This is a genomic window from Rhodococcus sp. Eu-32, from assembly GCF_003336925.1.
GTDB lineage: Bacteria > Actinomycetota > Actinomycetes > Mycobacteriales > Mycobacteriaceae > Rhodococcoides > Rhodococcoides kyotonensis_B.
Genome location: NZ_QGNK01000004.1, coordinates 165,375 through 178,450 on the forward strand (window position 1 = coordinate 165,375; position 13,076 = coordinate 178,450).

Below are 13,076 nucleotides of genomic sequence, written 5' to 3' on the forward strand. Positions count from 1 at the left end.
GTGTTTACCCCACCCCGCGCGGGGTACAGGGCTGCAATGACCGACGCCTCGTCCCCCATCAGCAAGCCGTACCCCCTCGGAGTGTCCCTGCTGGACACCGGTGCGGCCGACGTCGCCGTGTACTCCGAAACAGCAGATTCGGTGACCGTCGTCCTCGTCGACGAGGACGGAAACGAGTTGTCGTCGACGGTGTTGTCCGAACGCACCGGGCACGTCTTCCACGGCATCGTCGACGGCCTGGTGGCCGGATCGCGGTACGGACTGCGCGTCGACGGTCCGTGGAACCCCGCGGAAGGGTTACGCCACAACCAGAACAAGATCCTTCTCGACCCGTACGCCCGTGCCGTCGCAGGTGGCGTCGACTGGAACGAATCGGTCTTCTCTCATCATCATGACGAGCCGGAGACACGGAACGACGCCGATTCCGCCGGATCGATGCCCGTGTCCGTGGCCGTCGCGTCCGATTTCGACTGGGGTTCGGACACTCCGCCGCGAATCCCGTTGGACCGCACCGTCGTCTACGAAGTCCACGTCAAGGGCTTCACCGAAACCCATCCGGAAGTCGACGAGCACCTTCGTGGCACCTACGCGGGCTTCGCACACCCCGCAGCTGTTCAGTCGTTGGTCGATCTCGGCGTCACATCCGTCGAACTTCTGCCGATTCACCAGTTCGTACAGGACTCTCATCTGCTCGAAGAGGGCCGTCGGAACTACTGGGGATACAACTCGATCGGATTCTTCGCACCGCACAACGAGTACAGCAGCGCCGGCGACACCGGCGGCCAGGTCGACGAGTTCAAGGCGATGGTCAAGGCATTGCACGCCGCCGGCATCGAAGTGATTCTCGACGTCGTCTACAACCACACGGCCGAGGGCAATCACCTCGGACCGACGTTGTCGCTCAAGGGGATCGACAACGCGTCGTACTACCGACTGGTCGACGACGACCGCAGCTCGTACTTCGACACCACCGGCACCGGAAACAGCCTGAACGTCGGGCATCCCGCGGCGCTTGCTCTGATCATGGACTCGCTTCGCTACTGGGTCACCGAGATGCACGTCGACGGATTCCGCTTCGACCTCGCCAGCACACTGACCCGTCAGGACGCGGACCTGGACAAGCACAGCGCGTTTCTCGATCTGGTGCACCAGGATCCGACGCTCGCCTCGGTCAAGCTCATCGCCGAGCCGTGGGACACGCAGGGATACCAGGTCGGCGGATTCCCGGCTCGATGGTCGGAATGGAACGGCAAGTTCCGGGACGACGTGCGTGACTTCTGGCGCGGTGAACCGGGCTCGCTCGGTGCCTTCGCAACGCGCATCACCGGCAGTCCCGATGTGTACGAGAGCACGCGACGACCGACGCTGGCGTCGGTGAACTTCGTGACGGCGCACGATGGCTTCACTCTCGCGGACTTGAACAGTTACGACGAGAAGCACAACGACGCGAACGGCGAGGACAACGCCGACGGCGAGTCCGACAACCGCTCGTGGGGCTGCGGCGCCGAGGGTCCGACCGACGACGAGGGCGTCAACGCGTTGCGTGCCCGTCAGCAGCGCAACCATCTGGCGACACTGCTGTTGTCCGCCGGAGTGCCGATGATCCTCGGCGGCGACGAAATCGGTCGGACCCAGCAGGGCAACAACAACGCCTACTGCCAGGACAACGAGTTGTCGTGGTTCGACTGGTCATCGGCGGACGAAGAACTGAAGCACTTCACCACTGACCTGATCCGGTTGCGTGCCGCCCATTCCGCGCTCCGCCCCAGATGGTTCCGACACGGGAGTGACAGCGGCAGCGAGAACACCGTCGACTTCTATCGTGCCGACGGTGAGATCTTCGGCGACGACGACTGGGACGACGCGTCGGCGCTGTCGATGCTCGTCCGTTTGGCCTCCGGGGACGACGACACCGTCTTCGCGTGGATGGTGAATTCGTCCACCGCGACCGTCGAATTCGTTCTGCCCGAGGGCAATTGGCGACAGGTGCTGTCGAGCGACCCGGATCAGGCCTACGAGACGGGTGGTCCGACGATCCTGATCCGCGAACATTCGTTCACCTTGTTGGGCAGCTGACGCCCCCGTGCGCGGCAATGTATAGCCCGCTGTACATTGCCGCGCACGGGTCTGCGGTCAGAACCAGGCGGGATTCGCGTCCAGCGTCGTACGATCATGCGAGGCAAGCACATCGAGCTGGGGCCCGACCTTGGGCAACTCGTAGCGGAAGAAGTAGCGAGCAGCGTGCCGCTTGCCGTCGTAGAAATCGCCGGACTTGTCGGCGACGGCGAGGAGCTGTTCGAGCCACATCCATGCAATGACGATGTGCCCCATCGCTTCCAGGTAGATCGTCGAGTTGGCCAGCGCGACAGCGGGATCACCCGTCGCCCAGAGTCCGGCGGTGACTTCGGCGATTCGCTGAGTCGCAGCGTTCAGCGGGTCCGCGTAGTCCGACAGGCCGGCACTCCGTGCAGCCTCGACGGTGGCCGCGATGCGGCCGACGAGCAGCATCAGTCCTGCACCACCCTGCATCGTGACCTTCCGACCGAGCAGGTCGAGCCCTTGAATGCCGTGCGTGCCTTCGTGGATGGGATTGAGACGATTGTCGCGGTAGTACTGTTCGACGTCGTAATCCCGGGTGTAGCCGTACCCACCGTGGACCTGGATGGCGAGGCTGTTGGCCTCGAGACACCACTGCGACGGCCAACTCTTCGCGATCGGCGTCAGGACGTCCAGCAGCAGAGTCGACTCGGCCTTCACCTCGTCGTCGTCCGCCGTGTCCTGCTCGTCGACGAGGCGTGAGCAGTACAGACCCAGTGCAAGCGCGCCCTCGACGTACGACTTCTGCGCCAGCAGCATGCGCCTGACGTCGGCGTGTTCGATCAACGGAACAGGCGGTGAGAGAGGGTCTTTCGCGCCGAGAGCACGTCCCTGAGTCCGCACCTTCGCATAGTCGACCGACTTCAGATAACCGACGTACCCGAGCGCGATCGCCAGGAAGCCCACTCCGATGCGCGCCTCGTTCATCATGTGGAACATGTACGACAACCCGCGATGCTCCTCGCCGACGAGGAAGCCGATCGCCCCGGACTGTCCGTCGGGCGAATGGGTTCCGTCACCGAACGCCAACAGCGTGTTGGTGGTACCGCGGTTGCCCATCTTGTGATTCAGCCCGACGAGAGTCACGTCGTTGCGCGTGCCGCCCGGGAGGAACTTCGGAACGATGAACAGCGAGATACCTTTGACGCCGGGTCCACCACCCTCCGCCTTGGCCAGGACGAGATGGACGATATTCTCGGTGAGCTCGTGGTCACCTGCCGAGATCCACATCTTGGTGCCGGTGAGCCGGTAGCTGCCGTCGTCCTGCCGCAGGGCGCGCGTGGTGATGTCGGCGAGCGACGATCCTGCCTGTGGTTCCGACAGACACATCGTGCCGAAGTACCTGCCTTCGAGCATCGGCCGGACGTAGTCGTCGATCTGGGACGCGGTCCCGTACGTCGCGATCAGATTCGCGCCCGCCACCGTCAGGAACGGATAGGACGCCGTCGACGCATTGGCCGCCTGGAACCAGGCCATCGCCGCCCGCGCGACGGTCGTCGGCAACTGCATTCCTCCGACGCTCTCGTCGAACTGGCTCGCGATCAGCCCCGCCGCCGAGTACGCGTCGAGAGCCGTCTTCACGTCGTCGATCATCTCGACGGAACCGTCGGGGCGCATCCTGGGTTCCTGCGCGTCGGACTTCTTGTTGTGCGGTTCGAAGTGCTTGTGCGCGAGATCCGCACACAGGTCCATGACGGCATCGAACGTCTGACGTGAATGTTCGGCGAAACGCTTGCGCGACAACAACGATTCGACGTCGAGCCATTCGTAGAGCAGAAAGTCGAGGTCGCGGCGAGAAAGCACGTCGGTCATGAAAAGCCTCGTTCCGGACAACGGTCGTGTCCTGAAATCGAAATATACGCTAGAACGCCGCCCAGTCCCGCGGCTCGTTGCGCGCGACCGCCAACGCCCGATCGAGGGCCGAGTCCGCTGCCACGGCCGGCAGCAGGATTTGCCACATCTCACTCAGGCGCTGGTACAGATCCGAGCGACCGTGCAGAACCTCCGACAACGTCTGCACGCCAGTGAAGGCACCGACCACGAACTTGGCCAACATCTCCGGGTCGACGCCGTCTACGAGGTCGCCTTCGGCGGCAGCCCTGGCCGCAAGTTTGCCGATCGATTCGATCCAGTCGATGTAAGGACGTTTCACCGGCGTCTGGATACTGCCGATCTCGAGCGTCAGTCGCATTCCACCACGTGCGACGGGCTCGACGACGAGCTGACGCGCCAACTCCTGGCTGGCGAGGATCATCGCGTCCAGCGCGGTGGGAACATGATCGAGAACCGTCCGCAGACCGTCCATGGCGAGCTGATGTTGAGCGTCGATGACCGCGTTGGCGAGATCTTCCTTCGACGAGAAGTGGAAGTACATCGCGCCTTTGGTCACCCCGGCGTGCGAGAGGATCGTGGACAGGCTTGCCGTTCCGTACCCGTACTTCTCGAAGCTGACGGCTGCGCCCACCAGCACGGCCTGACGAGTGTTCTCAGCACGCTCCTGCATGTACCCCGACCGCTCCTCGTGTGCTTTCGATGACGCCCGACGACCTCCGTGTGTGATCCACCGATCAACCATATCGGGTCGGGTGTCGGTTGTTCGAATGACACCGGCTACGAAACGCCGTGGTCGGTCAGCGCGCCGTGTACGTCGCTGCCGCCGGCAGGTCGGACTCCTCGCCTGCCCGCCAGGATCCGGGATCGTCGCCGAGTTGCACGAGCAGCGGCATTTGTTCCTCGCACCACGGCGACACGTCTCCCCCATCGAGAACGAACCGGGAGAACTCCGACCACGGAATCCAGTCCGCACGATGCACCTCGTCCGGATTCGGCTCGGGGGCGGGCCCGTCGTAGCGCACTCCGAACACCGGGCAGATCTCGTTCTCGACCACGCCGTTCTCCATGACCGCGCGATAGCGGAACTTCGGGAGCAACAGGAACGGGGCGGTGACGGTGATTCCGAGTTCCTGTTTCAGCCGGCGAATCACCGCCTCTCCCATGTCTTCTCCGGGCGCAGGATGACCGCAACAACTGTTCGTTCTCACCCCTGGCCACGTGTTCTTGTGACGCGCACGCTCGGTGACGAGCACTCGGCCGTCCCCGTCGAACGCGTAGCACGAGAACGCGAGATGGAGCGGCGTGCTCGTCGTGTGCACCGACGACTTGGGATGCGTTCCGACGGCATTACCTTCGGAATCGACAAGGACTACTTCTTCTGTCACACGGGTTCCGATGGTGGTCACGCTACCGAGTGTCCCCGAAAATTCGGTTCTCCGAAACCTCGCGAAGCCGACGCATCAGAGAATGCGACTCAAGAACTGCTGAGTCCGAGGGTTCTTCGGGTTCGTGAAGAATTCGTTCGGTGGTGCGTCCTCGACGATTTTGCCGTCGCTCATGAACACCACACGATCGGCGGCCGCGCGCGCGAATCCCATCTCGTGGCTGACCACGACCATGGTCATCCCTTCGTCACGCAGCCGGATCATGACGTCCAACACCTCGTTCACCATCTCGGGATCCAGGGCCGATGTGGGTTCGTCGAACAGCATCACCTTCGGCTTCATCGCGAGCGCTCGTGCGATGGCCACTCTCTGCTGCTGACCACCGGACAGCTGTGATGGGTAGTTGTCACCCTTGTCGCCGAGACCGACCATGTCGAGCAAGGCCATCGCCTCGGATCGCGCCTGCTCCTTCGACGTTCCGAGTACGTGCCGTGGTCCTGCTGCCACGTTCTCGACGGCAGTCATCATCGGAAACAGATTGAAGCTCTGGAACACCATGCCGGTGTGGTGTCGCTGTTTCGCCAGACGCGATTCCGACAGCGGTCGACGCGTCGCGTCGTCCGAGAATCCCATCACCTCGCCGCATACACGTACGGTGCCCGAGTCGATCGTCTCCAGGCAGTTCAAGGTGCGCAGCAACGTACTCTTGCCGCTTCCCGACGGCCCGAGCAACAGCACGACTTCGCCCCTGCGCACCGAGAAGTCGGTGCCGTCGAGCACTATGAGATCGTTGTACGCCTTGGTCATACCGCGCACGTCGATCATCGTCACGTCGGTTTCCTCCAAGATGGTCATCGGTTCACCGCTTCCGCTTCCATCGCGCTGTCGTCCAACGGTTTTCGGTCGTCACGACCCTTGCGCCTGTAGTTGCGGTCGTAACCGCGACCGACCCGCGCCTCGATCATCTTCTGGATCAGACCCCACAGGGTCGTCAGGACCAGGAAGTAGAGCGCCGCCGCAACCAGACCCTCGAGCACACGAAAGTTGACCTGTACCAGGAACTGCGTGCGTCGCAGCAGTTCCTGCACTGAAATGACCGATACCAGCGTCGTGGTCTTGAGCAGACCGTTGAAGCTGTTTCCCAGGGGCGGGATCATCACACGCAACGCCTGCGGGAGCACGACGACGCGGAATACTTTCGCCGGCGACATGCCCAGGGCCCGTGCTGCTTCGGTCTGACCGGCGGGAACCGACATCAGGCCGGACCTGACGATCTCGGACAAGTAGGCCGCTTCGTTCAAGACGAGACCGAGGAGTGCAGCCTCGATCACGCCCAGCTTGATTCCGACCTGCGGAAGGCCCGTGTAGATGATGACCAACTGCACGAGCAGCGGGGTTCCGCGCATGAGCCATACGTAGAACCCGGACACAGCACGCAACGGCGTGAAGCGCGACGACCGTGCAGCCGCGACGACGACGGCGAGAACCAGGCCGAGGATCATGCTCACGACCGTCAGCCAGATGGTGACCCACGCGCCTTCCAGCAATTGTCTACTCGTCAGGATGGAGAAGAATGCGTCCCACGACCACATCGGGAATGCCTTTCGTTCGGTCGGTCAGCTGTCGAGCGGGCCGGTGCTGACTTCGATGGCTCCGTCGTAGCCGGTGACGTCGTATTCGGCGAAGAGGTCCGGCAGGTATCCGTCCGTACGCATCTCGTCGAGGACGCGCGCTACCTCGGGTGCAACCTTGCTGTCCTTCGCGAACCCCATCGCGAGCGGCGCCTCGTTGATGCCGCCGACCGCGGTCTCGAATCGACCGTCGGACTGGTAGAAGGACGTGACCGACTCCACGATCGAGGTTCCGTCCAGTTGCCCGGCCGACAGCGCCTGGTAGGCGTCGGCGTTGGTCTTGAACGTCTGAACCGTCAACGCGGGCCTGCCCTCCGCGACGAACTGCTCGGACAGCGCAGTCAGCGTGTCGAACTCGTACCCGGGGGCCTCGACGCCGATGGTCTTGCCCGCCAGATCGTCGACGGTGGAGATGGATTCGGGATTGCCCGACGGCACCGAGATCGACACGGCCTGAACCTCGTACGGAACGAGGTCGATCGTCTCGGCGCGCGCCGGTGTGTAGAACATGCCGGTGTCGATCATGTCCCAACGCCCACTCTGCACACCCGGTATCTGCGCGTCGAATTCGATGTTGACGAATTTGGGCGTGAGGCACAATCGCTTCGCGACCTCCTTGCCGAGATCGACGCGCATTCCGATCACATCGCCGTTCGCATCGACGTACTGCATCGGAGGCAGCGTGGCGTTGGTGGCCATCGTCAACACGCCCTCCTCTGCAAGGTCCGCGGCTCCGAGGGTGGGTGTGCAATCGGCGGGTGCGGGGCTTTCGTCGGGCGACGAACTACATCCGGCGGCGGCAGCAGCGACGAGCAACGTCGCCGCAATAACCGTGGTCTTGCGCATGTGGTGAGCCTTTCGAGGGGGCTGCAATGTTCGAATTGCAGTGCAGCAGAGGGCCTTGGCGGGAATCGACATCGAGGCATCTTCACCGATGGGATCGATTGCATAAAGCGTCGCAGACCGATTCACGACCGTCAACGCGGTTAACACGTTCGAAATCGACGACACCAACTGTTTACGCACCGCGTCCGTCACGAGCGCTCGGGCCGGCACGAATCACGGTCGACGAGCCGTGCGCCGATTCGATAAGTACGTCCGTCCGGGACCGCCGCGTCGTTGATCTGCTGAAACAGCAGATCCATGGCCACGTTGGCCAACTGTGCGGCCCCGTTGTCGACGACGGTGACGGGCGGTTGCCACATCCTCAACCAGGGCATGTCCTCGTGACAGACGAGCGACAACGAGTCAGGGATGGACACCCCGCGAGCCGACAACGTGGGCAGGATGCCGAACACCGCCTCGTGGTTCGCCGCGTACAGAGCCGTCATCGATCGCGCGTCGTCGAGCAGCGAACTCACGGCCTCGGCACCGAACTCGGTGGTGAAGGGCCCCGTGCGGACAAGACCCTCGTCCACCTCGACACCTGCGTCCGCCAAGGCGCGGCAGTACCCGTCGAATCGCTCCCGGCCGGACGTCGCGTCGGCCGGACCGCCGATGTACCCGATGCGGGTGTGCCCGAGCGAAAGCAGATGCGCGGTCGCCTCTTTCGCCCCCTCGAGGTCGTCGGCGAGAACCGTCGGCGCCCCACTTCCCCGTACGGAACGGATCAGATTGACGACACCCCTTCCGGCCGACAACAGCGCGTTCGACGCATCGGCGCTGCGACCGCTGCCGATCACGATCGTGCCGTCGACCCCGTGTTCGCCGAGCATCGACAACACGTCGTTCTCCTTGTCCGGGTCGGCGTCGGTGATGCACAGCAACACCTGGTATCCGCTCGCCGACGCACGTTTCTGAACGACCTCGGCAACGGTGTGGAACGTCGCGTTGATCAGGTTGTTCATCACGAGCCCGATGAGATGGGACCGGTTGGAACGCAGCGCGCTCGCTGCGCGATTCGGCCGGTAACCCAGGGCGCGTGCCGCGTGTTCCACCGCTGCGCGGGTCTCGGGAGAGATCAACGGTGATCCACTGAGGGCGCGTGACGCGGTACTCCGCGACACCCCCGCTGCCTGTGCGACATCGATCAAGGTGACTGTCATTCGCTCCTGCTCGCTCTCGGACCCGGTTGTCGCGTAGCGCTATTCGACCGCGCGTTCGTTACATCTATGTTTCCCGCTTGACTGCTCGACTTGCCGACGGCAGTCTATGCAATCGATCCCATAATCCGCGCACCTCCGGCGCGCGATCGGATTCTCGAATCTCAGCGCACCCCGCTCGAAAGGCTCCTCATGAATCGCGATGACGTCGCATGGTCCGGTTACTGGCCCGCAGCTCCCACCCCGTTCACTGCCACCGGCGCACTCGACGCCGACGGCCTCGTTGCCCTGATGAACCTCTACGCGGACATGCGCGTCGACGGGGTGCTCGTGAACGGAAGTACAGGTGAATGGTTCAGCCAGACCGATGACGAACGCCGTACCGTGACCGAGGTGGCGGTCGACGCGGTCGCCGGGCGCTTCCCCGTCGTGATCGGCGTCAGCGCCTACACCCAGAGCGAGTCGTCGGCTCTCGCCAAGCATGCCGAAACCGCCGGTGCCGACGGAGTTCTGGCGACGCCACCGCCGTACGTCCACCCGAGTCCCGACGAGATCGTCTCGTACTACGAGGCCGTCGCGGGCGCGACGCAGCTCCCCTTCATGGTCTACAACTGGCCACGCGGCGTCGCGGTCGACATGGGATCGACGCCCGGTCTGTTCTCGCGGCTGGCAGACATCGGCAACGTGGCGGCCATCAAGGACAGCACCGGGGACTGGTTGAAGATGCTCGACACCGTCGAAGCCGTGTCCGATCGGGTACGCGTATTCGGCAGCTTCCTTCACCGCCGCGGTCTCGCCACCCTGCTCGATCTGGGAGGGGACGGCAACATCGACGGTGGCGGCGTCGGTGCCCCGTTCGCAGTCCCGTTCTACCGGGCGGTGGCCGACCGCGACGCCGAGAGCGCGCGTGTGTGGGCGGACAAGTACCGCGCGTACTCGTCCCGTCTCATCGGCGGCGATTACAGCGGCGTGTACGCGTCGCCGATCCCCCAGCTCAAAGCCGTCATGAATCTTCTCGCCCAGCCCGGCGGACACGTGCGACCGCCGCTGCTGCCGGTCACCGACACCGACACTCTCGCTGCGTTGCAGACCGTTGTCGACGAGTCCGGCGTCGCCGAGGCATCGGCACGAGTTCTCGGAGCAAGCCATGCAGCCTGAGGTCGACGTCGTCGTCATCGGAGCCGGAATCGTGGGCGCGGCAACGGCTCTCGCTCTTGTCCGCGCCGGGTCCACGGTCGCAATCGTGGACCGGTCCCAGGCCAATACCCAGGGTTCCGGAACCACCGCAGGCAACCTGCATATCCAGAGCATCCACACCCGACGCCCGGGGCAGGGAACGCCGATGGATGTGAAAAAGCTTCTTCCACTGCAGTATTCGACCAGCATTCTCTGGGACGGTCTGGCCGAGAACGTTCCCCGTCTGGGTCTGAACCGGTGCGGCGGCTTCATGGTCGCGGAAACCGAAGCGCAGGTGGCATCTCTGCACGAGAAGCACGAATGGGAGACGGCCGCGGGCATTCCCACCGAGGTATCGACCGGATCCGACGCGCGACAGGCATTGCCCCTCCTCGGTCAGGACGTTCTGGCTGCAACCTGGTGCGACTGGGACGGTTTCGCCGAGCCCGATCTCGCGACGCCTGCACTTCTGCGCCAGGCCATTCTCGAAAGCGCAACCTTCTACCCGGACACCCCCGTGACCGCGCTCGACCGTCGAACGGACGGCTGGGTCGTGACCTCGTTCGACCGAACGTGGAACGCACACTCCGTCATCGACGCCGCAGGCCCGTGGATGGCCGACGTCGCGGCGCTGGCGGGCGTGCATCTCGATCTGAGGCCGACGTCGTTGCAGATGCACACGCTGGAGGCGGCCCCCGGAACGCTCGAAGTCCTGGTTCAGCACGTCGGCGAGGGAATGTCCGTCAAACAGGATCGACGCGGCCGAATCGTCCTCGGTGGCGGTTGGCCGGCCGGACCGTTCCATCCGACGGAGAAAGCTCCGTTGAACACGGACAGCACCACCGGCAGTCGCGCGCAGGTGTCCAGGATCCTTCCGCCCCTGGGCAACGCAACGCTGCTCGACGCATGGACGGGTCCCGTTGTCACCACTCCGGACGAGATGCCTGTCATCGGTGAAATCGATTCCGCACGCGGCCTTTTCCTTGCCGGCGGCACCTACTCGTTCACGTTCGCGCCACTGTGGGCGAATGTTCTGACGTCGCTCGTACTCGGCAAAACCCCACCGGTCGACGTCGACGCGTACTCACCTGCGCGCCTCGTCGCCACCCCGACTCTCTAGAGGAGATACTTTCCATGGCACTGGTCACGATGTTCGTCAACGGACAGGCGATGTCCGGCGGTAGCCTCAACGACGCCCTGCAGAACGCGAAGTTCGTCGGCAAGGTCGACACCGCACCCAAGTACCGCTTCTACTCCGTCCGCGACGAGTTCCCCGGACTGCACCCCGTCACCGACGACGGTCGCGTGGTGCCCGGTGAGCTGTACGAGGTGGAGTACGACGTGCTGCGCGACGAATTGCTTCCGCGCGAGCCGGTCGAACTCGAACTCGGCGTCATCGAACTCGCCGACGGGAACGGCTCGTTGTCGATGCGGATGCGCGAGAACGCACTGACGGCCGACGGCGTCGTCGACATCAGCGACGCAGGCGGCTGGCGCGCGTACCTCGGGGCGCAGTCGTGAAGGTGGTGCGCGGCGGGACAGTCGTCGAAGCCACCTGGATGGGGCCTGCAGACCTGCTCGTCGACGACGGCAAGATCCTCGCCGTGCTGACACCAGGTGCGCCCGTGGACGAGTCCGCCGAGGTCGTCGACGCCACCGGCAAGCTCGTGTTGCCGGGCGGTGTCGATCCGCACTGTCACGTCGGATTCACATCCGGGCAGTTCACTTCACTGGATTCCTACCTCGAGTGCACCGCCGCGGCGGTGTTCGGGGGAACGACCACCATCGTCGACTTCGCGATTCCGCGGCCCGGGCAGCGTCCACTCGACGCGGCCGAGGGTCAGCGCGCGCAAGCATCCGAGGGACTGTGTGATTCGGCGCTGCACGCGTGCGTCGTCGAGTGGGACGACACGACCGCCGAGCAACTGGCGACCATGGCCGACGCAGGCATACGCACGGTCAAGATGTTCACCACCTATGCCGGCGAGACGATGGCCGACGAGCACACGATTCTCAACACGATGCAGTCGACGCGGGATCTGGGCGGCATGGTGATCATCCATTGCGAATCCGACGCGATCGTCGTGGATGCGCAGAACCTTGCGGCACACACCGACGGGATCGACGCGTCGAACATGTCGCGGACTCGTCCGGAGCTGGCCGAATCCGCTTCCGTCGCAGCCGTACTCGCCATCGCGGAATCCCAGGGCGCACCTGTCTACTTCGTGCACCAATCGAGTTCCGCCGCAGTGGAACTCGTCGCCGATGCTCGCAAACGTGGGCTCGTCGCGTTCACCGAGGCCGTCGCGCACCACCTCGTTCTCGACGACTCCCGGTACGCCGGCGACGAACCGGAACGGTTCGTCTGCTGCCCACCGTTGCGCTCCGCCGACGTGGTCGAAGGCCTCGGAAAACATCTCTTCACCGGTCAGATCACGACGATCGGTTCCGATCACTGCTGCTACGACTTGACTCAGAAGCAGCGCCACCGTCACGACGTCAGGCACATGCCGAATGGCTTGCCCGGTGTGGAAACGCGGCTACCGGTCGTGTTCTCGAAGTACGTCGGTGAACTCGGGCTGACGCCGAGCAGATTCGTGGAACTCACATCGACCAACCCGGCACGAACGAACGGACTCTATCCACGCAAGGGGTCGCTGATGCCGGGCTCCGACGCGGACATCGTCCTGTGGGATGCCGACCTGAAGTGGACCGTCGACGTCGAGGATCTTCACATGGCCACCGATTACACGCCCTACCAAGGCATGCAGCTACGCGGTAAGCCGGTGACGGTGCTCGTCGGGGGCCGCGTCGTCGTCCGCGACGGCGAACTGGTCGATCCAACCCCTCGGGGCCGCCACATCGAAGCCGCCCCGCTCGACTTCAGCGGGGCGTTCAGTATGTGACTCGTG

Annotated in this window: 12 protein-coding genes; 5 read left to right on the forward strand and 7 right to left on the reverse strand. The window is 64.1% G+C overall.

The window, feature by feature from the left end:
• Positions 1 to 36: 36 nt before the first annotated feature.
• Entirely contained in the window at positions 37 to 2,076 is a 2,040-nt protein-coding gene (glgX, locus tag DK926_RS06975) for a glycogen debranching protein GlgX (protein WP_114329806.1), read from the forward strand.
• 57 nt (positions 2,077 to 2,133) lie between these two features.
• Here glgX and DK926_RS06980 read toward each other — a convergent pair whose 3' ends face one another.
• From DK926_RS06980 to DK926_RS07010, 7 genes are all read right to left on the reverse strand, one after another.
• A complete protein-coding gene (locus tag DK926_RS06980) occupies positions 2,134 to 3,909 on the reverse strand; it encodes an acyl-CoA dehydrogenase (protein WP_114329807.1) in 1,776 nt (591 codons plus the stop codon).
• A 49-nt stretch (positions 3,910 to 3,958) separates the two neighbouring features.
• On the reverse strand, positions 3,959 to 4,600 hold the full coding sequence (locus DK926_RS06985) for a ScbR family autoregulator-binding transcription factor (protein ID WP_114329808.1): 642 nt from the start codon (positions 4,598 to 4,600) through the stop codon (positions 3,959 to 3,961).
• Positions 4,601 to 4,727: 127 nt separating this feature from the next.
• Positions 4,728 to 5,336 carry an isopentenyl-diphosphate Delta-isomerase gene (gene idi / locus DK926_RS06990; protein ID WP_114329809.1) on the reverse strand — a complete coding sequence of 203 codons (609 nt, stop codon included), beginning with the start codon at positions 5,334 to 5,336 and terminating at the stop codon, positions 4,728 to 4,730.
• A 54-nt stretch (positions 5,337 to 5,390) separates the two neighbouring features.
• Entirely contained in the window at positions 5,391 to 6,170 is a 780-nt protein-coding gene (locus DK926_RS06995; protein WP_114329810.1) for an amino acid ABC transporter ATP-binding protein, read from the reverse strand.
• Positions 6,167 to 6,907 (reverse strand): amino acid ABC transporter permease, encoded by a 741-nt coding sequence (locus DK926_RS07000; protein ID WP_114329811.1) that lies wholly within the window; start codon positions 6,905 to 6,907, stop codon positions 6,167 to 6,169. The genes DK926_RS06995 and DK926_RS07000 overlap by 4 nt, the downstream gene beginning before the upstream one ends.
• A gap of 24 nt (positions 6,908 to 6,931) precedes the next feature.
• Complete coding sequence (locus DK926_RS07005; protein WP_114329904.1) at positions 6,932 to 7,792, reverse strand: ABC transporter substrate-binding protein; 861 nt, start codon at positions 7,790 to 7,792, stop codon at positions 6,932 to 6,934.
• A gap of 188 nt (positions 7,793 to 7,980) precedes the next feature.
• Positions 7,981 to 8,991 (reverse strand): LacI family DNA-binding transcriptional regulator, encoded by a 1,011-nt coding sequence (locus DK926_RS07010; RefSeq protein WP_114329812.1) that lies wholly within the window; start codon positions 8,989 to 8,991, stop codon positions 7,981 to 7,983.
• Between the two features lie 189 nt (positions 8,992 to 9,180).
• On the opposite strand from DK926_RS07010, the gene DK926_RS07015 reads away from it, so the two are divergent.
• From DK926_RS07015 to hydA, 4 genes are read left to right on the forward strand one after another with little or no spacing between them, the layout of a single operon-like run.
• Complete coding sequence (locus DK926_RS07015) at positions 9,181 to 10,146, forward strand: dihydrodipicolinate synthase family protein (RefSeq protein ID WP_114329813.1); 966 nt, start codon at positions 9,181 to 9,183, stop codon at positions 10,144 to 10,146.
• Positions 10,136 to 11,284, forward strand: a complete 1,149-nt coding sequence (locus tag DK926_RS07020) for an FAD-binding oxidoreductase (protein ID WP_114329814.1) — start codon at positions 10,136 to 10,138, stop codon at positions 11,282 to 11,284. Before DK926_RS07015 ends, DK926_RS07020 begins: the two co-directional genes overlap by 11 nt.
• A gap of 14 nt (positions 11,285 to 11,298) precedes the next feature.
• A complete protein-coding gene (locus tag DK926_RS07025) occupies positions 11,299 to 11,685 on the forward strand; it encodes a gamma-glutamylcyclotransferase (protein WP_114329815.1) in 387 nt (128 codons plus the stop codon).
• Positions 11,682 to 13,070: a dihydropyrimidinase gene (gene hydA / locus DK926_RS07030; RefSeq protein ID WP_114329816.1), complete on the forward strand. Its 1,389-nt coding sequence runs from the start codon at positions 11,682 to 11,684 to the stop codon at positions 13,068 to 13,070. Before DK926_RS07025 ends, hydA begins: the two co-directional genes overlap by 4 nt.
• Positions 13,071 to 13,076: the final 6 nt, after the last annotated feature.

Coding starts and splice junctions, on each gene's coding strand:
- DK926_RS06985 (WP_114329808.1), bottom strand. CDS start 4,600: ATGCAGGAGCGTGCTGAGAACACTCGTCAGGCCGTGCTGGTGGGCGCA.
- DK926_RS07010 (WP_114329812.1), bottom strand. CDS start 8,991: ATGACAGTCACCTTGATCGATGTCGCACAGGCAGCGGGGGTGTCGCGG.
- DK926_RS06995 (WP_114329810.1), bottom strand. CDS start 6,170: ATGACCATCTTGGAGGAAACCGACGTGACGATGATCGACGTGCGCGGT.
- DK926_RS07020 (WP_114329814.1), top strand. CDS start 10,136: ATGCAGCCTGAGGTCGACGTCGTCGTCATCGGAGCCGGAATCGTGGGC.
- DK926_RS06980 (WP_114329807.1), bottom strand. CDS start 3,909: ATGACCGACGTGCTTTCTCGCCGCGACCTCGACTTTCTGCTCTACGAA.
- DK926_RS07015 (WP_114329813.1), top strand. CDS start 9,181: ATGAATCGCGATGACGTCGCATGGTCCGGTTACTGGCCCGCAGCTCCC.
- DK926_RS07000 (WP_114329811.1), bottom strand. CDS start 6,907: ATGTGGTCGTGGGACGCATTCTTCTCCATCCTGACGAGTAGACAATTG.
- DK926_RS07005 (WP_114329904.1), bottom strand. CDS start 7,792: ATGCGCAAGACCACGGTTATTGCGGCGACGTTGCTCGTCGCTGCTGCC.
- glgX (WP_114329806.1), top strand. CDS start 37: ATGACCGACGCCTCGTCCCCCATCAGCAAGCCGTACCCCCTCGGAGTG.
- DK926_RS07025 (WP_114329815.1), top strand. CDS start 11,299: ATGGCACTGGTCACGATGTTCGTCAACGGACAGGCGATGTCCGGCGGT.